This is a genomic window from Brucella pseudogrignonensis, from assembly GCF_031454375.1.
Taxonomy (GTDB): domain Bacteria; phylum Pseudomonadota; class Alphaproteobacteria; order Rhizobiales; family Rhizobiaceae; genus Brucella; species Brucella pseudogrignonensis_A.
The window spans coordinates 209,588-232,235 of sequence record NZ_JAVDQT010000006.1 but is presented as its reverse complement, the minus strand read 5'-3'; the positions used below and the strand labels follow the sequence as shown (position 1 = coordinate 232,235).

Here is a 22,648-nt window from a genome sequence, read left to right as displayed (position 1 = left end):
GTCAGAAGCCCATCGGCGGAGGTCCACCGCGATTATTCGATCCTGAATTAGCGGAAGCAGACAATTCGCCTGTGATCACGCGGTCTCCTTCCTTAAGACCGGAGCGGACTTCAACATTGACTTTATTGTTGAGGCCTATTTCTATTTCTTTGGCTTTGATTGCGCCATCTGGCTCGACAATACGCACACTATAGCGATTGTCACCATTCGCACGTCCGAGCGCCGAAGAGGGTATCGTTAAGGCATCTTTTGCCTGACCAAGTACGATATGCACTTCGGCTGTCATATATGTGCGCAAATGCCCATCGGGATTTGGAACCGTAAAGAGACCGTTGTAATAAATCGCTTCGGAAGAAGAGCTGCTGCTGGATGAGGAAGATGAACTTGAGCTGGAAGAGCTGAAACTGCTGTCGCTTCTGATCGATTCAGGTGCAGGCTCGACCGACTGAAGTGTTGCATCATAACGACGATCCTGATCGCCCAGAACAGTGAAATAGAGTGGCAGGCCCGGCTTGATCCGAACGATATCTGCTTCCGAAATTTCCGTGTAGACGGTCATGCGGTCGAGCTGACCAAGGATGACGATTGTTGGCGCAGACTGCGATGCGTTAACGGTCTGCCCTTCCTGACTGACAATTGAAAGCACAGTGCCTTCAATTGGTGCTGTGATCTGGGTGTAACCGAGGTTTGCTTTTGCTGTTTCAACAGCAACCTCTGCCTCCCTGATCTGCGCACCGATCGCCTCAATCTGTGCCTGCGTTACATCCAGATCAGCCGCCGCTGTGTCATAATCTGCCTGCGAGACGGCATGTCTGGCAAGCATGGTTTTCTGGCGGCTCAAGGTCTGTTGGTTCAGCTGGAGAGTCGCCTGCTTTTCTTTCAGCTGTGCCTTCATATTGGCAAGTGCTGCTTCTGAAGTGCGCAGATCGTTTTTCTGCGTTGTCGAGTCAATTTCTGCAATCAGATCATTGGCTTTAACAAGCTGACCAAGTTCCACTTTCACAGACGTGATACGTCCTGAAGCCTGCGCGCCCACAGCGACAAGACGAACAGGCTTGATTGTTCCTGTGGCGAGCACTGTGACGTCAATATCACCGCGCGTTGCAACGGCAGTCATAATTGACTGCGTTTGCGAGGATGATTGACCGTAGAAGTAATAATAACCGCATAGGGCGACGGCGATAATCACAGCAGCCAAGATAGACAGACGTTTGAAACCCATTACCGAAAACCCTGAAGCTGCTGCATTATCTTACGTAAAACCATGTTATTTCGTTGATGCCTTAATGACAGCGCCATGTTGCTGAAGATGAGGCCCTGTATTGACGTCAGCGATCTCTGGCTTTGCCACTTCAACAGCGCCACTCCAACCACCGCCAAGTGCTTTATTCAATGCGATATAGTCCGTGGAGATGGCCACCTGACTGCTCAGCAGTGAATCTTCTGCTGAATAAAGCGAGCGATCAGCCTCAAGCAGATCAAGGAAGCTCGTTGTGCCGGACTGGTAAAGCGAGCGCGCAAGCGAAGCGGCCTCACGATAATGACGTGCAGAAACGGAGAGCTTCGACGACTTGATGCGTTCTTGCGCAAGCGAAACCATAGCATTTTCAACGTCTTCAAGTGCGGTGAGGATCGATGATCTGTAGGCAATAAAATACTGATCGCGCTGTGCTTGGGCGACCTCAACGGCTGCTTTGAGTTTTCCGGCATTGAAGATCGGAACGCTCAGGCTTGGGCCAAAAGACCAGCTGATTGAAGAGCTTTTGCCAAGGTCACCAAGTTGCGAACCGGAAGTTGCGATACTGCCGGTAAGGCTGACGCTCGGATAGCGTGCTGCTTCTGCCTGCCCGACCTTTGCAGTATATTGCGCGTATTGACGCTCTGCCAGACGCACATCGGGACGGGTCAGCAGAATATCGGCCGGAATGCCTGTCGGCATTGGTAATTTTGGTTTCGGAATCGCTTTGACAGGTTTCATGCGATCAGCAAGAGCTGATGGTGCGCGGCCCGTCAGTACCGACAACCGGTGAACCGATTGCGTATAGGACGATTCAAGATCAGGAATAGCAGCTTCAGTTGATGCGGCCTGTCCCGATGCGTTCGAAAGATCGACTGCCGACGAAGCACCGGCTTCAAATTTATCACGGGTCAGCTGTGCAGTCTTGCGCTGCGAGGCAGCTGTGCGTTTCGCTAAAGCAATACGAGCCTGATAACCTCTCGCTTCGACATAATTGGTGGTGACGTCACCAATCAGCGTCAGCAATGTGTTGCGCAACTCTTCTTCGGCACTATCCATACCATATTTTTCTGCTTCCACAGAGCGCTTGTTGGCACCGAACAGATCCGCTTCCCAGCTTGCATCAAGCCCTGACTTAAACAGGCTGCTGGTTGATGAGGCGCCACTATCACCACCAGCTGTTCTGCTGCGTGTTGCAGTTGCAGTGCCATCCGCTGAAGGAAACAGGCCTGAAACACTCTGCCTGTAAGATGCACGCGCTTCGCGCACCTTGGCTTTCGCGGTTGCGACTGTCAGGCTACCTTCCACGGATTCATCAACCAGTGCATTCAGCAATGGATCGTTGAAACGTTTCCACCATTCAGCCAGCTGCGCTGGCTTTTCTTGTTTGGCGGTGGCCTTATTGCCCCAACTGAATGGCATGTTCACAATGGGCTTTTGGTAATCCGGCCCGACAACGCAGCCACTAACAGCTGTCATCAGAAGCACTGCACTCAGCACTCTTAAATATCGGCTGAAGGGGCGCTTTTCAGCGCACTGTAAATTCTGTTGCATATCGTTCGCAGCCAGTGGTTTGTTAGGTTTTGTCATGATGATTTTCCGTCTGTAACTGCGGCGAAACTGTTTGATGAGAAGCGGCCTTGCCCTTGAATATGTGTCGAACTGTCACAAACAGCAGTGGAGCAAGAAAAATACCGATGAAAGTAGAGGCAATCATGCCGCCCATCACGCCGATACCAATGGCATTTTGCGCACCCGAACCGGCACCGCTGGCAATAGCCAAGGGTGTTACACCTAAGATAAAGGCAAATGAGGTCATGAGAATTGGCCGCAAACGCTGACGGGAAGCCTCAAGCGTTGCTTCGATAACGCCCATGCCCGCGGCCTGCCGTTCAATAGCAAATTCGACGATGAGGATCGCGTTTTTCGCTGCAAGGCCAATGGTCGTAAGCAGCCCCACTTTGAAATAAACGTCGTTTGATTGGCCAAAAATCGTTGCTGCCAGCAGCGCGCCGAATATGCCGATAGGAACCGTCAGCATGACGGCAAAAGGAATAGACCAACTTTCATAAAGTGCCACCAGACACAGGAACACGACCAGCACCGAAATAGCATAAAGCGCTGTTGCCTGATTTCCGGAAAGCCGCTCCTGATAAGAGAGCCCCGTCCACTCATGGGAATAACCGGCGGGCAATTGCTTCATGATGGCGTCGATTTCATCCATCGCGACACCGGAACTAACGCCTGATGCAGCTTCACCCTGTATCTCGACAGCTGACGAACCATTATAGCGTTCAAGGCGCGGTGAACCGTAATTCCAATGACCGGTGGCAAATGCTGAGAATGGAACCATCGTGCCGCTTGAATTGCGCACCTGCCATTTTTCCAGATCTTCCGGCTGCATTCTAAAATCGCTGTCGGCCTGAATGTAGACCGGCTTGATCCGTCCACGATCAATGAAATCATTGACGTAAGAACTGCCCCATGCGGTCGAAAGCGTTGTGTTGATGTCAGACAATGATACGCCGAGCGCGCTCGCTTTTTCCTGATCAATCGTGATTGAGAATTGTGGTGTATCTTCCTGACCGTTCGGACGTGTATTGGTCAGCTTTTCACTTTGCTGGGCTAGCCCCAACAGTTGATTGCGTGTCTCAATCAGCTTCGCATGACCGACGCCATTGACGTCTTTCAAGTAAAAATCAAAGCCATTGGAGTTGCCCATACCCTGAATTGCAGGCGGTGCAAGTGCATAAACCTTACCATCCCGAATCTGCGAAAAGACTTTCATCGCTCGACCGGCAACCGCACTTGAAGACAGATCAGCCGATTTGCGGGCGTCAAAATCTTTCAGCCGGACAAAGGCCATGCCGACGTTCTGACCCTGTCCACCGAAGCCAAAACCTACTACGCTCATCACACCATCAACGGCATCTTTTTCGTTTTCGAGATAGTAGTCAGTAACCTGCTTCAAGACGCGCTCGGTACGGTCTTGCGTCGCGCCAACAGGTAGCTGGACGCCGGTGATCAAAATGCCCTGATCTTCCTGCGGGAGAAACGAACTCGGCAATTTGGTGAAAAGCCAACCCATCGCAATAACGATTGCGACAAAGACGGCAAGAAACCGTGTTGAACGATTGAGAATTCCACTCACACCATTGCGATAGGCATTGGTTGTGCGATCAAATCCCCGGTTAAACCAGCCGGTTATGCCAGTTTGTTTAGCATGTCCTTCAGTTTTTTTCAAAAGTGTTGCGCAAAGCGCCGGCGTGAGCACAAGTGCCACGACCACCGAAAGAACCATCGCTGAAACAATGGTGACCGAAAACTGGCGATAGATAATGCCGACGGAACCACCAAAAAATGCCATTGGAACGAAAACAGCAGAAAGAACCGTTGCAATACCGATAAGAGCGCCAGTAATTTCCTGCATGGACTTGAGCGTCGCTTCTTTAGGCGAAAGCCCTTCTTCCTCCATGACACGTTCAACGTTTTCGACGACGACAATCGCATCATCGACGAGAAGACCGATAGCGAGCACCATCGCAAACATTGTCAGCGTATTGATGGAGTAACCAAACAGAGCCAGAACACCAAATGTACCAAGCAGAACCACTGGAACCGCGAGTGTTGGGATCAGTGTTGCGCGGATATTTTGCAGGAAGACCAACATCACCACAAAGACGAGGATGATGGCTTCGATCAGGGTTTTAATAACTTCGTCGATGGACAACTGAACGAAGGGCGTCGTGTCATAGGGGTAGACGACTTCAACGCCTTCCGGGAATGTGCCGGACAGGTTGTTGATGGTCTGCTGAACGGCTTCAGCCGTGCTGATGGCATTTGCACCCGTTGCGAGATTGATCGCAAGACCAGCCGCTGGCTTGCCATTGTAGCTGGAAGAGTTGGTGTAACTCTCTGCACCCAGTTCTACACGCGCAACATCATTAAGTCTAACAAGCGATCCGTCTGTTGTGCTTTTGAGAATAATATTGCGAAACTGTTCTGGTGTCTGGAGACGGCTCTGGGCTGTAACCGTCGCATTGAGTTGTTGGCCTTGTTTTGCAGGAAGAGCTCCAAGCTGACCGGCAGAGACTTGTGTATTCTGCGCTTCGAGTGCCGTCGTCACATCGCTCGGCATAAGCGCATATTTTGCGAGCTTATTGGCATCGAGCCATATGCGCATTGCATAGCCTGAACCAAAAATTTGTGTGTCGCCAACACCTTCAACACGCTTGAGCGTATCGTTGAGAGTGCTGTCGATATAATCGGCAAGGTCAGTTGCATTGAGTTTGCCGTCTTGCGAGACAAAGCCAATGACCATCAGAAAGCTGTCAGACGATTTGCTGACCGTAATACCCTGACTTTGAACGCTTTCAGGCAATTGCGACTGCACAAGCTGTAGCTTATTCTGCACCTGCATCTGCGCAACATCGGGATCAGCTGCACTGGTAAATGTCAGCGAAATGGATGCCGATCCTGTCGAGGTTGACGTAGCAGTCATGTAGTCGAGATTATCGATCCCGGTCATGCCCTGCTCAATCACTTTCGTAACTGAGTTTTCGACTGTCTCTGCATCCGCACCCGCATAAGTGGCATTGATGCGGACTGTCGTTGGCGCAATCTGCGGATATTGGGAAACGGATAGTGAGTTGAGCGCGAGCAGCCCGCCCAGCATAATGACAATTGCAATCACCCAGGCAAAGTTGGGGCGGTTAATGAAGAAACGTGACATCGTCTATTCCTTCACCGCATTGTTTTCAGTTGAACTTGCTGGTGCCTGTGCAGACTTGCGCTCGCGGACTTCGCCGGTGGTGTCGTCAACGATAACCGTCACGGCTTCGACATTCTGACCGGCTTTAACCATGAGAGAGCCTTCGACGATCACGCGATCGCCGGCCGATACGCCTGCGCTCACCAGCCAGTTATTGCCGACGCTTCGGTCAACCTGCAAAACGCGCTCTTCAACCTTGTTTTCAGCGTTCACGAATAAGGCGGTTGGCTCGCCCTTGGTGTTGCGGGAGACGGCGCGTTGCGGGACAAGAAAGCTATTCGGCGCGACGCCTTCTTCAACAAGGGCACGGACATACATTCCCGGCAGCAAAAGCCGGTCGGGATTTGGAAACTGCGCGCGTACAGTAAATGTGCCGGTCGTTTCACTCACGGCAGATTCAGCAAATTCGAGTGTACCCGCCAAAGGATATGTTTCACCATTTTCCAGACGGAGGCGAACACTCACATTTTCGCCGGTAATCTTTATGCGTCCATCTTTGATGGCTTGCCGTAAATTAAGAAGGTTGGTGCTGGATTGCGTCACATCCACATTGATCGGGTCAATTGTCCGGATAGTTGTAAGCGCGGTATCCTGACTTGCGGTTACAAGTGCGCCGGGCGTCAGGGTTGATTTATCAATCCGGCCACTGATCGGCGCTTTGATGGATGTGTAATCGAGGTTGATTTTCGCAGTGTCGAGTGCTGCTTTCGCTGCCGCGACATCTGCTTTCGCCTGCGCTAGAGAAGCTGCGGCTTCGTCAAAATCTTGCCGTGCGACAGCATTTTGTTTGATCAAGCCTTGATAACGCGTGACCTTAGCCTGTGCACTTGGGACAGAGGCTTCTGCTTTCTGAAGATCCGCAGCCGCACTGTCATAAGCGGCCTGATAGCTGGCCGGATCAATCTGGTAAAGCGCTTCGCCTTCATCTACCTCACCGCCTTCTTTGAAAAGGCGTTTTTGAATGATGCCGTTAACCTGTGGACGCACTTCTGATGTCAGTGAAGCCGTCGTACGCCCGGGCATTTCAGCAGTTATGGAGATCGACTGTGGTTGCAAGGTCACCACGCCCACTTGCGGCTTTGGTGCGGACTCGACACCGGCACTTGTCGTTCCTTCTTGAGAGCATGCAGAAAGCAATATGAGCGAAAAGGCAGCGGAAACCATGCAGCCATAGCGTACTGACTTTATGGTATTCTTCATTTTTTTATAGGTGACGCAGGGGGGGAACATCGTATAACCTTATTTATAAAACGAAGTCGTACCATTATTATATTTGCATAATGAGTCAATCATGCGTGGCCCGTAATCGGACCAAATGATATGCAACGCGCGAAATTGTGATGATAAGTGAGGGCCTGATGACGGAAACGAAAGCAAAACGCGGCCGTCCAAAAACGAAATCTGATGAACAGCGTACCGTTGAAATTGCACATCTTGCGCGTGATCTTTTTATTGCTAATGGATACGCGAATGTGACGATGGATGACATCGCTATTAATTGCCATATCTCTAAACGAACGCTCTATTCTTTGTTTAAAAGTAAGAGCGATATCTTTTCGGCAATCATCGACAACCATCGTAAGACCATGCTTGCGCTGCCCGGCGACTATGACCATTTGTCGATCTTTGACGCGCTCTGGGCAATATTCCTGCTGGATTTGAGCAAAGAGCAGGACCATGAGCGCCTTGCGATCATCCGTCTTGTGCGTCTGGAAGCAGAGCGCTTTCCTGAGCTTGAAGAAGTGCTGCATGAGCGCGGAGGAGAATATTCGCGTCGTTTGCTTGCAGATTGGCTGCAAAGGCAAAAGGATGCTGGACGGATTGTTCTCGGCGATCCTTGGAATGCTGCAAAAATCCTGATGGATATGATTTTCGGCGCGATCATCATCAAACACAGGCAGGAGCTTTTCTGGCCATCGGATACGGAAAGACGTGCCTATCTCAGTCAATGTATCGCGATCTTTACAAGCGGCATTTTGCCTGTTGAAAGCACGGAACGCCCGGATTGATCTTTGGTCTGATGACACGGAGTTAGCCTGACCACCAAACCTTCCTCTCTGGAAGAGGCAATGAAAATGCCGAGGACGCAGAAGGTTCGGATACCATGCGTCCCCGGCTTTTATGCGATGGGCAAAGTGAACTTTGCGTCGCGTAAGCTGATCATTTTGGAGAACATTGCACGGGGTCTTGCGGGCCATAGATACATATGTTGTCCGATCAGTTTTGGGTACTGCCGCACCCACATTCAATTTACTTTTAGCCACATCTAAAGCAAGTTTCGTTTTGTAATGATTGTTGTCCGAATGTTTCTCGGCTCGCTTTGATGTTGTTTGCAACATGCTCTCGGCTTCTATTTCCGAGCGGCTTTTATCATGACGCGCTGCATAAAACCCTTGGGCGTTTTATTCTCAACAGTGATGGTGCCGCCAAGACGCTCGATTATTTCCTTGGCAATTGCCATGCCGAGTCCCGCACCGGGATGCTTCTTGCGCCGACCTGCATCCACACGGAAAAAAGGCTCGAATATGTGTTCAATCATCTCCTCGGGTATCCCGGGGCCATCATCTTCGATTTGAACGACTACATTCTTTCCATCTGTGCACCACGACACTTTGGCGTGCTCGCCATGTGTGGCTGCATTGATGATGAGATTTCGCAATGCGCGGGTTAATGCAATCGGGTTTGCAACGACAGTCGTTTGCTTATCATAATCACGTTTGCTGAGTTCTACTGAGTAACCGAGGGTTGAAAGCTCACTGACAAGACCGCCAATCAATTCGTTGACACGCAAAGGCTGCGTTTCTTCAGCGCCGCCAACCTCTTCGCGCACAAGCCGGATCGCGCTATCAGCAATCAGGTCCAGTTCTTCGAGATCCGAAAGCCATTTCGCACGCTCTTGTGCATCTGCAACAAATTCGGCGCGCAATCGCATTCTTGTCATGGGCGTGCGCAAGTCATGGCCTGCAGCCGCGACCAGACGCATACGGCTTTCCATCGCATTCTTCAGGCGAAGCGACAGATTATTAAGTGCGCGCGCTGTCGCCCGAATTTCCGCTGACCCTGTTTCGGGCACATGGTTTAACGTGCCGTCAGGTCCAATATGGGAGACGGCATCTTCGAGAAGGCGCAATGATTTTGTGGCTTTGTTCGCGGCCCATAAAGCGAGCAAACCGCTACCAAGAATAATCGTAACGACCCACATCGCCAGAATACTGTTTCTGCCCGGAGGCGGGCCCATGCGGGGTATTTGAGTAATCAGCCATTTGCCCGGCTGAACATAGACGGAAACAGCATCAGATCGTGGGTTTTCGGTATGGCTGACAATGATTTCCCAATTGCGACCACTTGAGCGAAGAGATTTAGCAATAAAGTCGGTTGCTCTTTCGTCAACGTCCTGAATATCAGGCGCAGTTTCGATCCGCACTCCCAAAGATCTCGCCTTATCTGCGTCTTCTTCGGCGAGTGCAGCAGCAACGACGATCTGGCGCGCGATTGGATCAAACATTAACGGCTGAGGCGGTGGACTTAAAACACGATCGGCCGCAAAAATGACCAATCCAACGACCATTATAATGACGCAGATCAGCAAGAGGGCTATTCGGTTGCGAAGTGAGTTCATTGCTTAACAACGGATGTTGAGACGGGTAGTGTCATTTGATATCCGCCATTGCGCACTGTCTTGAACACGTCGGACGTATGATAAGGCTCCAGCTTCTTGCGCAGACGGCTCATCAAAACATCGATGGAACGGTCGAGTGGGCCGCGTCCGCGTCCTTGGGTAAAATCTAAAAGCTGATCACGTGATAATAGCCGTCCCGGTCTTTCCAGAAACACTTTAAGAAGGTCGAATTCAGCCGCAGTCAGATCGACTGCGCCGCAATCCGCCACAACCACAGTCCGCAGCTGCGGATTTAGTGTAAGCTCGCCAAAATGATAAATTGTGACTTCGTCGCTTGGCAATGTGCCAAGTTGCTGTGTGCGGCGGAGCACGGCCTTTATGCGCGCTATCAGTTCACGCGGGTTAAAAGGTTTTCCGAGATAATCGTCAGCGCCGATTTCCAGCCCAATAATCCGATCAACGTCTTCTTTAAGTGCAGTCAATAAGATTACTGGAAGGGTTGAGTTTTCATTGTGCAGCCGCCGACAAATATCCAGCCCTGAACCATCGGGTAACATGACATCCAGAACTAAGAGATCCGGGTTTGTCTCCTGTAACTTTCGTTCGCACTCGCGGCGGTCACCAGCAACAGAAACGCGAAAACCCTGCTCACTGATATAGCGAGACAGGAGGCTGCGTATTTCTGGGTCGTCATCGACAATTAAGATATGTGGCTGCGCGTTCATTGAGTTCCATCACTTGTTATGGAAACATTTATAATGAGTTTGTCAGTTTTGGCTGAGCTTTTTTGTATCCCAACATTGCTGAATAGCGTTCAGCAATGTTGGGATACAAATTTCGGTGCCGTTTTCACGTTCAGAAACATGCTGGACGGAAGAGAATTACACAGCTGCGATAATTAGCCTCTTCATGTTTTGAATATGAAGGGAAAGATCGTGAAGCGCTATCTTTTGGCTACGCTTCTGCTCACGCAGATAGCTATTATCCCACAATTCGCATTTGCTCAGAATTTTCCACCGCATGAATTTGAAGGTTCCTCTCCAGAAGGGCAACCGCCCTTTAATCCGGCAAATAAGCCCTGGATGGGCGAGAAGCCACCTCTCCATCCGGGACTTGCTTTGGCTGCGGAACTGAATGCAGTTGCGACATATATCGGTCTGGAATCCGGGCAGAACGAAGCTTGGATCGGTTTCACAACATCGCTCATTGCTATGCGCGAACCGCCAAAACCAAAAGATTTTTCCCCGGCACATATTGATGTGATGGGCCTGCTTCATCAGGAAGCCGATGACGCAATCCGTCATGGGCAGGATGCTGCAAAATTTAAGGATGCTTTGGCGAAATTGTCAGCAACCTTGCGAGCGGACCAATTGGAAAAATTACAAGCGGTTCTGAATCCAATGCCGCATTTGATGCCCAGGCCGCCTTTTGGATCTGGTCCTCATATCGAGAGAGAGCCACTTGGGGCTTCTTCGGGAAACTAAATCCGATTTTCCTTACGCGTTCTTTTTCACTTGGCCGTCCAAGCCGAGCATCCAGTTATTCGAAAGACAGACAATTGTATTTACGGACTGCCAGCTTTCACACGTATCCCCGCGGTTGGCCTTACTACCCGGGTTCGTGGCTTTCCTATCCCAAGTTTCAATATCGAATTGAGGCAAGTGATGCTTTGCGCCGCGGGATGCAGAGAACCGGAATCAAAACCGAAGTCGGCCCTAAGTGGAAGCCAAGTAATGCCGATATAGCTGTGATCTGGAGCTGGAAGCGCCCCAAAATCATTAAGATGGCGCAGCAAAAGAATACGCCGCTCATTGTGATGGAGCGTGGTTTCATCCAACCACGCAATGAGTGGGTCAGCCTCGCGCTGAATGGCTTCAACAATCGAGGCCATTTTCCGCCAGCCAATGATGGCGGTGAACGGTGGGAGAAGCATTTCAGCCATCATTTGCGACCGTGGCAGGAGCGAAAAGGCTATGCGTTGCTCATAGGGCAGGTCCCCGGAGACTCGTCGCTAAACGGCCTTGATATCGTGGAGTGGGCACAGTCCCGAACTGATGAGTTGCGAAAGGCTGGGCACGTTGTTGTCTATAGACCACACCCTTTGGCCGATACGCCTGTGCCTGATGGGGCGATCTGCTCGCGGCGTGATCTTCAGACTGATCTTACCTACGCTGGCTTTGTCGTAACATACTGCTCAACAACAGCAGTTGAAGCTGTTCTCGCCGGAGTTCCGGTCTGCGTCGAAGACGAAGGCTCCGTTGCTTATCCAATGGGGTCTCATCGAATTGATGAGCCTTTGAGACGACCTGATCGCACGCAGTGGTGTCATGACCTTGCCTGGCGCCAGTGGTCAATCAATGAATTAAAAAACGGCAGTGCGTGGCGACATTTGCTCTCCGCGTTTTCCCCTCTCTAAGACGAAACTTGGCGAATTCTTGATGAAGAAGCTTCTTTACATTTTGATTGTTGCTGCGTTTACTTATGACGTAGGGACTGCTGCTGCCGCGTTGCAAACCGCGAGCGATATGACGTCGCCTTCAATCGCTTTGGAAGTGCCGGAAAAGAATGATACGACTGAAATCAGTCAAACGGCTGGTACGGCGGAAGAAGTGAGAACTTCTCCTCAATGGTCGAGCGAAGCGGATGCTATAATCGAGAGATACGGCAACTGGACATTTGATTGTCGGCGTTATGCGGAAGGACCGCGTTGTTCAATCAGTCAGAAAGTTGGCGATCAGCTCGGCATTGAGGTGCTGCAACCTGATAAGAAGGATACAAATAAGGCATTGTTGTTATTGCCTTTTGGCCTAGCCGTTTCGGAAGGCGTTACTCTGGTGATAGACAATACACCATCTGACCATCGCATACCTTTTTCCACCTGCGCTCCAGATGGATGCATTGTGCCGATGGTGGTCGCAGATAAAAGCATGGATCAAATTCTAGCTGGCACTCAATTAAAAATAATCAGTTTCGACGCCATTTCTTCAAAAAGAAAAGAATTTTCCATACCGCTTAACGGCATTGTGAAGGCCTACCATAGGCTCAGAAGCTACCAAAAAAACTGATAGACCCGATCAATTCACAGGCCACCTATATGGACATAATATATACAATTGCAGGTGCGTTGTTGATCCTGCGTTTCATCATGATAGCTATAGTAGCAGCACTATTCTTAGGCGTACTTTTTCTGGTAAAATCGCTTTTTAAAGTATGCAAGATAAAGTCTGATACGCTTCATTAGCGCGCATTACCAGCTTCAGTTATGTTTAATTGCTAGAGCAACTTTCAGCAAACAAATGTTACAAATTACGCGTTGTAAGCAGTGCAACACTCAATATCATCGCGTGCACAAAGACACAGATTCTGGAAAATCCTTCCATAAACATCTTGTCTGGCCCTCGTTTTTTAGTATCGCGTAAGAAAGCTAATCCTGCATGAAAAACCCCAAGATTCTTGGTGCCGCTTCAGCGCTCGCCATGTCAGTTGCTCTGGTAGCTTCAGGTTCGGCTGCGCTTTCTCTTGCATCGGTCACTGCTGCTCATGCTGCTGTTGTCAATCGCATTGAAGTGCGCGGCAACGCGCGTGTTGATGCGCAGACGGTCCGTGATAATATCGGCATTCAGCCGGGCAAAGCTTTCAACGCTAATGACATCGATGAAGCTGTAAAGCGTCTCTATGCAATGGGCCTGTTCTCTGATGTTCGCATCAACCAGTCCGGCAGCACGCTCGTCGTTCATGTTGATGAGCGTTCGGTCGTCAATAACGTCCTGTTCCAGGGCAATAAGAAGATCAAGGATCCTGATCTGGCACGTGCAGTCCAGCTCAAGGCGCGTTCGCCTTATGATGCTGCAACCATGGAAGCCGATAAGGAAGCCATCAAGGGTGCTTACGCGCATATCGGACGCAGCGATGCGATCGTGAATGCACGTACCGTTGATCTCGGTCAAGGTCGCGTCAATGTGGTCTATGAGATCACGGAAGGTGGTCGCACCAAGATCGCGGACATTAACTTTGTCGGTAACAATGCTTACGGTTCGCGCCGTCTGCGCGATGTCATCTCCACCAAGCGTTCGAACCCGCTGTCGTGGTTGACCCGTAATGACGTTTACGATGAAGGCCGTTTGCAGGCTGACGAAGAAGCGCTGCGTCGTTTCTACTACAACCGTGGTTATGCAGATTTCCGCGTCTTGTCTTCAAACGCGACGCTTGATCCTTCGACCAATGAATACACGATCACCATCAATGTTGATGAAGGTAATCGCTATAACTTCGGTGATGTTTCTGTTGAAAGCACCGTTGAAGGTGTTGATACGCAGGCGCTCAATGGCCTCGTAAAGACCCGCTCGGGCAAGGCTTACAGCGCCAAGGAAGTTGAAGACTCGGTTACTGCGATCACCGAAAACGTAGCCGGTAGCGGTTATGCTTTTGCGAAAGTTGAGCCACGCGGTGATCGTAACTTCGAAAACAACACGATTTCGGTTGTTTATAGCGTTGATCAGGGTCCACGCGCTTATGTTGAGCGCATTGAAATCCGTGGCAACGACAAGACACGCGATTACGTAATCCGTCGCGAATTCGACATGAATGAAGGCGATGCCTTCAATCAGGTCATGGTTCAGCGCGCAAAGCGTCGTCTTGAAGCGCTTGATTTCTTCCAGACAGTCAATGTTTCAACCGCTCCGGGTGCAGAGCCTGATCAGGTTGTTCTGATTGTTGATGTTGTCGAGAAGTCGACCGGTGAATTCTCCATCGGTGGTGGCTATACAACAGGTGGTGATACTCCCGGCCCATCTGTTGAAGCCTCCATAACGGAGCGCAATTTTCTCGGTCGTGGTCAGTTTATAAAAGTAAGCGCCGGGGTCGGAACAGATGATGTACAGAACTATGCGCTTTCGTTCACAGAGCCATACTTCCTTGGCTCACGTGTCGCAGCGGGTTTTGATGTTTTTCGCAGAACATATACGGCTAATAGCACGTACTATGTTGAGCAGACAGGTGGTACGGTCCGGCTCGGTCTTCCAATCACCGAGAACGTTACAGGTGGTATCGCTTATAATCTCGTTCAGGACAAATACACGCTGGATGATGATGTGAGCGACCCTGAGAGTTACTATGCGCCAGCGATTATCGATGCTGTCAATAACAGCCCTTGGATTCGTTCTTCGATCAGTTATTCGCTGACCTATAATTCGATTGATGACATGAAGAACCCACATGATGGTATCTTTGCAAAGTTCAATCAGGAATTTGCAGGTCTCGGCGGCGACGCGAAGTACATCAAGACGACTTTCAAGGGCAATTACTATCAGACACTCGCACAGGAAGCTGATATCGTCGGTATGCTGGGCGTAGGTGGTGGTTATATCTACGACTATAGCGGCGACGGAACGCGCATTTTTGATTTGTTCAAAAGCAGCACTGACATAATCCGCGGCTTTAAATATATCGGACCCTATCAGGAATCGACCAGCGGTAAAAAATATTGGCTTGGTGGCAATACTTATTTCAACGCAACTGCGGAGCTACAGTTTCCCCTGCCACTTGTACCAGATAGCTTAGGTATGCGCGGCGGCGTTTTTGCAGATGCCGCAACGATTTATGGCAATGATACAAGTGGGGCACTCGGTGAGGATATGAAGTTGCGTTCGTCAGCGGGCGTTAGTCTTATGTGGGCGTCGCCATTCGGACCTCTGCGCTTCGATTACGCTTTCCCAATTACCAAAGCTGACTCTGATAAGGTGCAGAACTTCAATTTCGGTATGTCGACGAAGTTCTAATGGTTAACGCATAACCGTTTCATGTCGTAGGGAACCAGAGAATAGTTTATTGCTACTACAATTTACGCGCGGCAGCAGCCAGACGTGACACGAGTTTGGGAAAACCATAGGGTATTGAGAGGACCGTCGGCGTCAACACAGACCAGATTTCTGCCGGGTCCTCTAAAGCCACAACTGTTCCTCGCTGAACCGAGGGCAAAGTACGGAATATTGGCTGTCTATTCAGTGCCGCTTCTGCCCCCTCAGAAAACCAGGCTATTAAGATGTCACAGTCCAGCACATCAAGCTGCTCAAGACTGACCGGTTTGACGTATCGACCGCCTTCCGCCTTTCCCAAATTAACAACACCTTGGCATGGACGCAAACCCAACTGTTCAAACATTACGAAACGGCTATCACCAGACAAATAGACATCAAAGCCATTTTGCCGCGGAAAATGTGAGACAAGCGCGAAAGACTTACCTGCAATTTCCGGGTGTCTTGTTCTCAAATCATCAATTGACTGATCAACCGCATCTATCAACTGCGTCGCTTGCGACGTTTTCCCCATGGCGTGTCCTGCCAATAGGGTTTGCTCACGCCAGTCGCTTGTCCAGGCACCATTTAAAGGGCAAACAACTGGAGCGATCTGCGATAGCCTTTGATAGGCAAGCCCATCTATTCCCGAAAAAACAGATAAAATGAGGTCTGGGCGCAACGCAGCAATCTGTTCGTAATTTACCAAATAGTTCATCAGAACTGGCTTTTCAGACCCAATATACTGTGTGTTCCAATCTGCGATTTTATCCGGCCAATAAGGATAACCCGTCATGCCAACCGGCACTTCGCCCAATGCGATAACCGGATCCTCGCCACACCACCCAATTGTCACAATTCTCTTGGGAGGTTTACGAACAAGCGTTTCCCCAAACGAATGCCTGATCGTAACAGGAAAGCCGTCGTCTGCTTTTGCCGGGTCGATAAAGAATAGTGAGGGGACAGCGATCCCCCCAATCAAGAGCTGCCTGCGCGATAGACGCACAGGACGCTTTTTCAGTAACTGCGGGGAAGCCTCATCACACATTATCTGTGCTCAGAATTTTGCAGTTAGAGTAAGATTAAAATTGCGGGGTGCTCCGTAAAACAGGAGCCCGTCTTCTGTTAATCGCGAGTACTTTTTATCAAATACGTTGTTAACGTTGAGCTGTGCTTCCATGCTGTCGGTAAATTTATATCTTGTAAGGAGATCGACCGTCGCAAATCCAGATTGCTTGAAGTCTACAGTCTCAGTACCAGTAGATATTGGCCTGGATGTTCCGCCCTGCCAACGCACCCCGCCGCCCAGCGTCAGCCCGTCCAAGCGATCCTTCAAGTCATAAGTGGTAAACAGACCGGCGGTAGCGCGTGGAATTTGTGGATTGACCCGAACTCCGTCAGCATCTTTGCTTTCCATATAGGTGCCACTCAGCCAGGCATTCCAGCCGTAAGCAATCTCTCCGCCAATCTCGGCTTCAATACCCTTCGTTTCAACACCCTTAGCCCCTCGATAGGCCTGACTGGATGTGCCGGGCACGTAATAGCCGGTATCTGCAACGGCGACATTGTCTTGGAGCGTTCGGAAGATCGCAGCAGAAGCATTCAGTCGGCCATCCAGAAACTCACCCTTTAATCCAATTTCATAGCTTTTTCCGGTTTTGGGGTCGAGAAAATTGCCATACCTGTCAAGATTGGTTTGCGGGGCGAAAATGTCCGTATAACTCGCATAAACAGTCAAATTATCAGTCAGATCGTAGGTCAATCCAACGTAAGGGATAACTTCATTGCCGGTGGCGATGGTTCCATAAGTGTTCTGTTCCCACTTTGTAAACCGGCTGCCGACGATCGCGTGAAGACCATCATACAACGATAGCCGTGTCGCAACATAAGCCGCCTGCTGTTTGGTTTCCGTGAGGTAGTAATAAGGGTTTGTCCATTCTGGTTCTGCCATCGAACCGTTCCAGTCGAAGAGGTTCGCAATCGGGGTGAGCGATTTTCTCGAGCGGAAATAGTAATTCTGCTTGGCATAGTCACTCGTCAGTCCGGCCGTGAAGTCATGCTGTCTTTCAAACAGTTCGAAGTCGCCTGACAGATTAAGATTAAGGACACGCTGCTCTGCATCCGCAATCATATAGCTTGGCGCAAAGCTGATCCCACTACCATCCGGGTTAAGTACCCCACGCGGAAAGTTACCCTTCATATCATAGTTGCTGCCACGTTGCAGCGCATCCGCACGCAGTTTCCAGCCATTATCAAACTCGTGATCAAGGCGCCCAAAGACATTCCATGTCTCAGCTTTATAATAAGTCCAATCCGTTGATGTAGAGAATGATCTCGGGAGGTTGGCAGGCTGGCCGTTACTCATCATGGCCGGTATTCCACCCCACTGCGCACCATCGGTATCTCGTTTTTGATAATCCGCGCCAATGGTGACAAGCGTATCTTCAGATACATCTATTTCTGCGGTTCCATAGATCGCGCCACGTTTCATGTGCTCGCGATCAAAAAACGCTTCTTTATTTTGCAGTACGCCTATCACGCGCCCACGAACCGTACCCTCCTTATTTAAAGGCGAAGAATAGTCCAAAATCGTTCGATAATTGTCCCAAGAACCCGCACTTGCTGTGATCGAACCCTGCGCAGTTTTGGAGTCAGCACGTTTACGAACAAAATTAATGGAAGCAGACGGATTGCCAGCGCCGGTCATAAGGCCAGTCGAGCCTCTGACAATTTCAGCATGATCGTAAAAAGCACTCTCATTGGAATGCTCGCCATGCCAGCCATTCTGCACATTGATCGTCACGCCATCATATTGAAAGCGGTCGATATAAAAGCCACGGGCATATGGTTCTGATCGGTAACCATCTGTTTCATTTACAAAAATGCCAGGACTGGATTTCAACACATCTGTAATATTTTGCGCATTCGTATCTTTGACGCGCTGTTGTGTAATCACACTTGTGGATTGCGGAGTTTCTCGGGGCGAGAGCGCCAATCCAGTCGCAGAATTCATGGACTCAATCGTATAGAGATTGGAACCTTCAGTCTGGTTGCCGCTACCCTGAACTGTAATTGTATTCAGAACAGTGGTACCTTCAGCATTTAAACCACTGGCCTGTATGCCGGGTTTTGCAATCAGAACTGTCTTGGGTCCCGCAAATCTATATTCTAACCCTGAACCTGTCAGAAGACGTGTAAGTGCTTCCTGTGGAGTTAACGATCCGGAAACACCTGCCGAGGTGAGGCCACGCAATGCAGAAGCATCAACTGATACCTGCATCCCAGCTTGCTGTCCAAAAACAACGAGAGCATTTTGAAGAGATTGTGGGCGGATAGTAAAAGACTTGTTCTCGGCATGCTGCGAAAGAGCTGGGGTAGCCATTCCAATGATCGCAACTGCGGTACTCATCCACAACGCCGCAACCACACCTCGTCTCACAATGCCCTTAGCACGCATTTCCAAAACCCTTCACTCTTCAGTATGAGGAGCAATGCAATTGCATTGCCTGAAAGCCTCTTACCTAAAGAACGAAACAGGTTTCAGTTTTTTCAGATAAAAATACTCATGTTTTCAATTTTCTTCAAAAACGCGCTTAAAATGTTGAAACAACTGTCAGCCAGGGACTGATCTGCCGGATACGTGCGCCATGAACTTGCACAAGAGCAGTCAACGCATCCATGGGTTTATTAAGATCATACACCCCGGTTACCCGCCTATTACCGAGATCATCGCTGGCCAGGACTATCTTGCCTTTATACTGCCGCCGGATTTCATCAACGACATCGGAAATGGTCTGGTCTTTGACTGCAAGCATGCCGCTGCGCCAACTTCCAACCAGTTCAGGCATATCATTTCCACGTGCAACCTGCCCGTTACTATCAATGCGCACCCAATCTCCAGCTTCCAGCGGCGATCCAACTTGTTGATTTGCAGCGGAACTATCAACAGCAACGCGACCATGATTAACCGCGACAGCTACGGCTTCACTCATTATCTTGACATCAAATGCAGTGCCAAGAACTGTTGCATCGACATTTCCCGCGACAACTTGAAATGGTCGATTTTTATCGGGCTCAACTTCAAAATACGCTTCTCCGGATAGGAGCTTGACCCGCCGGAATCCCTCGTCAAAATCAATCTGTAAGGCACTACCAGCGCCAAGATGAACGAGACTGCCATCCTCTAGATGTATGTTGCGCGTTTCAGCTTTGCCAGTTGACCAATCCGCTGAAAACCAAATGCTAAAACTCGGCTGGATAACAACAGTAAGACAAACAGCCGCGAGAACAGCTACTGAATAGATTGCTGGCCACAGACGGGATTGTCTGCCAGCTTGCCGCCCAGAGATTGGCCGCTGCGATGCTTTAGCCGTGCCGCTAAGAACCGTCGAACCCATTGCATTCGCGAGCGCATTCGAGACATACTGTGCCTCATTCCATGCTCGGTTATTTTCCGCACTGCTTTTTAGCCACGCATTGAAACGATCAAGAAGGTCAGCATCATCTGGCTCTTCCTGTAGCGCGATTAACCAATGGAGTGCTTCGCGATTTGCACGCTCTGATATCTCACTCGATGAAATAAGTCTGACTCCCTAGAAACTATTCGACATTTGCTGTTTGTACTTTCAAAATCACCCCTCATATCAAGAACGAAATCGAGCGGCACTTTTTCAATTATCGACACATATCTTCAATTGCGATCTATCAAACGCTTACGACAATGATCGAGCCCTTCGTAAATGAGAGCATGAGCTAAAGCGACAGAAACTCCAAGATGTGCGGCGATTTCTTTCAGTTTGAAGCCTTCGAACCGGTGCATTTCGAGGGCAACTCTCGTTCTTTCAGGAAGCTCAGCCATCGCATCCATCACCACACGCAACTCGTCGCGATGCGCGATTACGTCCTCCTGAGAGGGCCGGTCTTCAGCAACAGCCTCAAAATCGGTGGTATTGTCATGACGACGTCGGTCATTAACTGCGCGTCGGGTTAAATCAATCGCCAGATTGCGTATGATACGGCGCAGATAACCAACAGGCTCTTCAAGGTGTCGGTCAAAAGTAGCGGCATTCAACCGTAGGAAGGCTTCTTGAACAACATCTTCGCCCTGCGCGCGATCACCTACAATCGTCGTTGCGTAATCAACAAGCTCACGACGATGATCAAGATATGTTCTGAGATTTCTGTCGGTATAATCCAACTTTACCCCGCGGATTGCCACTAAATCACACAAATATTTTAGAATAATTTTAAAGAGCCAGATTAGCTGTAAGATGGTTCTTCAATCGCCTGCGTACCTATTTGAATTGCAGTACAAACGCAATGGCTTTTACTTCGCCAGGGATAAGCGGAGGTGATGCTGCATGATATTTTATTGACTATGCGCAGAAAGATAGGCCGACTATATAGCCTGCCCCGATTGTTGACCCAGGTTAATTTCCATTATGCTGGAAGAGCGAAAAGCTTGAATCAAGATGCGCTTTTTAAATTCATAAACGCTGTGCTTACAGCGGCCTGTTTTCTGCAGCTGGTACCTTCTACTGTGCTCCTCCTATAGCCGGAACAGGCTTGGAAGGAGCGATTTCAGAGCTGATAAAAGACGCAGGCTGTTTGAAGTCCGATGTCTGCATGCAAATAACGATCAAATCATCGCGCATTAGATAACTGCCAATCAGAGGTTTCAATCCAGCGCCTCCGTGATCCAAGTGACCCTCAGCAGTTTTACACACGGTACCCGCCCAATCAGAAACAGATATGCGTGCCGAGATGAGCTATCTTTTGCATCGACACATAAACATCGTAACAACCTGACATAAAAGATAAACATTACAAGCCGATTGCTACTCAATATGGCCCCTCAAGCCAACATATATTGTTGCCTGACTTGAGGGGAACAAATTGATTATAGGTCTCCCAAAAGGTCGTTAATTCTATTTTCTGATTCCGTAAGGGCTTCTTGTATAGGCGTGTTTCCCACAATCGCTGAATTTAGTTCTTCTGCTAAGATGTCCTGAATAGCAAATTGTCTTTGAACTTGTGGTGGCAGCGTCTGACCTGTGGTTGCGATTTTCTCAACTTCAGACCGGTGTGGCATCGCTGCAAATGTTTCGGAATCAATAATTGACTGGATTGCAGGCAAATGCCCAGTGCGAGCCCAATCGGCTTCATTGTTAGCTAAAAACTTAAACAGTTTGCCAATTGCCGCACTCTGCTCATCTGATCTATCTTTTTTTGGAAGAACCCATGCATGTCCATCGGCATACGTTGCATCTTTCTCAGGAAAGAGCTGAGATACCGGATAGACACGATATCCATCAGACAGAGGATTGCCCGGCTTTTTTGCTTGCTCATCGAATGTTCCAATAAGCCACGTTCCATTTATAGCAATACCACCTGCACCCTGACTAAAAGCTGCCACCGATGCAGCATAATCCATATCCTTAGTGCTCAGACCTTCCGTATAAATCTTTTTCATGAGCGAAAGCGCCGCAACACCCTCTGGTGTGTTTAGCTTGACCTCTGAAGGATTGGCGAAGAAATCTGAATTCTGTTGCTGCAACCACGTGTAGAATAACCTTGCATAGGCCGCGCTTTCGTTAGCCGTGATTTGCACAAAGTATGGCTTTCCGGTCTTCTCTTTAAATTGAGCGCCTTGCACGAACAATTCATCGACAGTTTTGGGCAGAATTGGTGTGCCATCCGGATTTACCAAATCTGCTTCCTTCATCAGGTTCATGTTGACATGAAACAACATTGTCCAGGTGTCAAAAGGCAGACCATAAACAGCCTCTTCTTTTGCCACGCCACTTTTGGCCACCTCGGTGAAAGTCGCCAAATCAACCCCTGAGCTGGCCAATAATTCGTCAATCGGCTCTATGAGCCCACGCGACTGATAATCAGGTATGATTGAATAATGCATACTCACAACGTCGGGGGCAGACCGAGAGGCCAGCTGCGCATTGAGCTGGTCATATCCGGGCCACTCAACGGTCGTGACATTCACTTTTATATCGGGGTTATCTTGCTGAAATTTATTGACCAGAGTGGTTATGATGCCGCATTCGCCGACAGCTTTTGAAACATCGGTACTCTTACCATATTCGGCTTCGCAAGCACCGAAGAAACGTTGCAGATTGATCGTAACTTCGGCCTGCGCAACCGACATCAGGCTATAAAAGCCAAATACACTTCCAAGTAATACTCGTTTCATTTCTCTCTCCCTTTTTTGCTTT

The 22,648-nt window shown here is 49.5% G+C and carries 16 protein-coding genes and 1 pseudogene; 5 read left to right on the top strand and 12 right to left on the bottom strand.

Going from position 1 to position 22,648, the window contains the following annotated elements; translation table 11 throughout:
- Position 1 precedes the first annotated feature (1 nt).
- From J2782_RS17105 to J2782_RS17090, 4 genes are read right to left on the bottom strand one after another with little or no spacing between them, the layout of a single operon-like run.
- Positions 2 to 1,222 carry an efflux RND transporter periplasmic adaptor subunit gene (locus J2782_RS17105; RefSeq protein ID WP_310014751.1) on the bottom strand — a complete coding sequence of 407 codons (1,221 nt, stop codon included), beginning with the start codon at positions 1,220 to 1,222 and terminating at the stop codon, positions 2 to 4.
- 45 nt (positions 1,223 to 1,267) lie between these two features.
- On the bottom strand, positions 1,268 to 2,791 hold the full coding sequence (locus J2782_RS17100) for an efflux transporter outer membrane subunit (RefSeq protein WP_404989668.1): 1,524 nt from the start codon (positions 2,789 to 2,791) through the stop codon (positions 1,268 to 1,270).
- 22 nt (positions 2,792 to 2,813) lie between these two features.
- On the bottom strand, positions 2,814 to 5,969 hold the full coding sequence (locus J2782_RS17095; RefSeq protein ID WP_310014749.1) for an efflux RND transporter permease subunit: 3,156 nt from the start codon (positions 5,967 to 5,969) through the stop codon (positions 2,814 to 2,816).
- 3 nt (positions 5,970 to 5,972) lie between these two features.
- Positions 5,973 to 7,208: an efflux RND transporter periplasmic adaptor subunit gene (locus J2782_RS17090; RefSeq protein ID WP_310014746.1), complete on the bottom strand. Its 1,236-nt coding sequence runs from the start codon at positions 7,206 to 7,208 to the stop codon at positions 5,973 to 5,975.
- 158 nt (positions 7,209 to 7,366) lie between these two features.
- Between J2782_RS17090 and J2782_RS17085 the strand changes: the two genes are divergently transcribed.
- Positions 7,367 to 8,017, top strand: a complete 651-nt coding sequence (locus J2782_RS17085) for a TetR/AcrR family transcriptional regulator (RefSeq protein ID WP_310014743.1) — start codon at positions 7,367 to 7,369, stop codon at positions 8,015 to 8,017.
- Between the two features lie 341 nt (positions 8,018 to 8,358).
- Here the strand turns inward: J2782_RS17085 and J2782_RS17080 are convergent, their stop codons facing one another.
- Positions 8,359 to 9,513 (bottom strand): sensor histidine kinase, encoded by a 1,155-nt coding sequence (locus J2782_RS17080; protein ID WP_310014741.1) that lies wholly within the window; start codon positions 9,511 to 9,513, stop codon positions 8,359 to 8,361.
- 110 nt (positions 9,514 to 9,623) lie between these two features.
- Positions 9,624 to 10,352, bottom strand: a complete 729-nt coding sequence (locus J2782_RS17075; RefSeq protein WP_310014738.1) for a response regulator — start codon at positions 10,350 to 10,352, stop codon at positions 9,624 to 9,626.
- Between the two features lie 210 nt (positions 10,353 to 10,562).
- Between J2782_RS17075 and J2782_RS17070 the strand changes: the two genes are divergently transcribed.
- The 4 genes from J2782_RS17070 to bamA all read left to right on the top strand — a co-directional run bounded on the left by J2782_RS17070 (position 10,563) and on the right by bamA (position 15,404).
- Positions 10,563 to 11,111, top strand: a complete 549-nt coding sequence (locus J2782_RS17070) for a hypothetical protein (RefSeq protein WP_310014737.1) — start codon at positions 10,563 to 10,565, stop codon at positions 11,109 to 11,111.
- A 197-nt stretch (positions 11,112 to 11,308) separates the two neighbouring features.
- Positions 11,309 to 12,043 carry a hypothetical protein gene (locus J2782_RS17065; protein ID WP_310014736.1) on the top strand — a complete coding sequence of 245 codons (735 nt, stop codon included), beginning with the start codon at positions 11,309 to 11,311 and terminating at the stop codon, positions 12,041 to 12,043.
- Between the two features lie 22 nt (positions 12,044 to 12,065).
- A complete protein-coding gene (locus tag J2782_RS17060) occupies positions 12,066 to 12,692 on the top strand; it encodes an invasion associated locus B family protein (RefSeq protein ID WP_310014735.1) in 627 nt (208 codons plus the stop codon).
- A gap of 369 nt (positions 12,693 to 13,061) precedes the next feature.
- The gene (gene bamA / locus J2782_RS17055; protein ID WP_310014732.1) at positions 13,062 to 15,404 is read left to right on the top strand and encodes an outer membrane protein assembly factor BamA; all 2,343 of its coding nucleotides are present in this window, start codon (positions 13,062 to 13,064) and stop codon (positions 15,402 to 15,404) included.
- A gap of 55 nt (positions 15,405 to 15,459) precedes the next feature.
- Here the strand turns inward: bamA and J2782_RS17050 are convergent, their stop codons facing one another.
- From J2782_RS17050 to J2782_RS17030, 6 genes and pseudogenes are all read right to left on the bottom strand, one after another.
- Positions 15,460 to 16,467 carry an iron-siderophore ABC transporter substrate-binding protein gene (locus J2782_RS17050; RefSeq protein ID WP_310014731.1) on the bottom strand — a complete coding sequence of 336 codons (1,008 nt, stop codon included), beginning with the start codon at positions 16,465 to 16,467 and terminating at the stop codon, positions 15,460 to 15,462.
- A 9-nt stretch (positions 16,468 to 16,476) separates the two neighbouring features.
- Positions 16,477 to 18,828 (bottom strand): TonB-dependent siderophore receptor, encoded by a 2,352-nt coding sequence (locus tag J2782_RS17045; RefSeq protein ID WP_310014729.1) that lies wholly within the window; start codon positions 18,826 to 18,828, stop codon positions 16,477 to 16,479.
- Positions 18,829 to 19,012: 184 nt separating this feature from the next.
- Positions 19,013 to 19,816: a FecR family protein gene (locus tag J2782_RS17040; RefSeq protein ID WP_310014727.1), complete on the bottom strand. Its 804-nt coding sequence runs from the start codon at positions 19,814 to 19,816 to the stop codon at positions 19,013 to 19,015.
- Positions 19,817 to 19,855: 39 nt separating this feature from the next.
- Positions 19,856 to 19,984: pseudogene (locus J2782_RS22895) on the bottom strand (FecR/PupR family sigma factor regulator); the annotation flags it as partial.
- Positions 19,985 to 20,109: 125 nt separating this feature from the next.
- Positions 20,110 to 20,616 (bottom strand): sigma-70 family RNA polymerase sigma factor, encoded by a 507-nt coding sequence (locus J2782_RS17035; protein WP_310014725.1) that lies wholly within the window; start codon positions 20,614 to 20,616, stop codon positions 20,110 to 20,112.
- 702 nt (positions 20,617 to 21,318) lie between these two features.
- Positions 21,319 to 22,626, bottom strand: coding sequence for an extracellular solute-binding protein (locus J2782_RS17030; RefSeq protein WP_310014722.1), 1,308 nt, complete (start codon positions 22,624 to 22,626; stop codon positions 21,319 to 21,321).
- Positions 22,627 to 22,648 lie beyond the last annotated feature (22 nt).

Bases quoted from the DNA above. Each gene is read 5' to 3' on its own strand.
- J2782_RS17075 (WP_310014738.1), bottom strand. From the start codon at position 10,352: ATGAACGCGCAGCCACATATCTTAATTGTCGATGACGACCCAGAAATA.
- J2782_RS17065 (WP_310014736.1), top strand. From the start codon at position 11,309: ATGCAGAGAACCGGAATCAAAACCGAAGTCGGCCCTAAGTGGAAGCCA.
- J2782_RS17100 (WP_404989668.1), bottom strand. From the start codon at position 2,791: ATGCAACAGAATTTACAGTGCGCTGAAAAGCGCCCCTTCAGCCGATAT.
- J2782_RS17085 (WP_310014743.1), top strand. From the start codon at position 7,367: ATGACGGAAACGAAAGCAAAACGCGGCCGTCCAAAAACGAAATCTGAT.
- J2782_RS17095 (WP_310014749.1), bottom strand. From the start codon at position 5,969: ATGTCACGTTTCTTCATTAACCGCCCCAACTTTGCCTGGGTGATTGCA.
- J2782_RS17040 (WP_310014727.1), bottom strand. From the start codon at position 19,816: ATGGGTTCGACGGTTCTTAGCGGCACGGCTAAAGCATCGCAGCGGCCA.
- J2782_RS17105 (WP_310014751.1), bottom strand. From the start codon at position 1,222: ATGGGTTTCAAACGTCTGTCTATCTTGGCTGCTGTGATTATCGCCGTC.
- J2782_RS17090 (WP_310014746.1), bottom strand. From the start codon at position 7,208: ATGAAGAATACCATAAAGTCAGTACGCTATGGCTGCATGGTTTCCGCT.
- J2782_RS17045 (WP_310014729.1), bottom strand. From the start codon at position 18,828: ATGAGTACCGCAGTTGCGATCATTGGAATGGCTACCCCAGCTCTTTCG.
- J2782_RS17030 (WP_310014722.1), bottom strand. From the start codon at position 22,626: ATGAAACGAGTATTACTTGGAAGTGTATTTGGCTTTTATAGCCTGATG.
- J2782_RS17080 (WP_310014741.1), bottom strand. From the start codon at position 9,513: ATGTTTGATCCAATCGCGCGCCAGATCGTCGTTGCTGCTGCACTCGCC.
- bamA (WP_310014732.1), top strand. From the start codon at position 13,062: ATGAAAAACCCCAAGATTCTTGGTGCCGCTTCAGCGCTCGCCATGTCA.
- J2782_RS17050 (WP_310014731.1), bottom strand. From the start codon at position 16,467: ATGTGTGATGAGGCTTCCCCGCAGTTACTGAAAAAGCGTCCTGTGCGT.
- J2782_RS17060 (WP_310014735.1), top strand. From the start codon at position 12,066: ATGAAGAAGCTTCTTTACATTTTGATTGTTGCTGCGTTTACTTATGAC.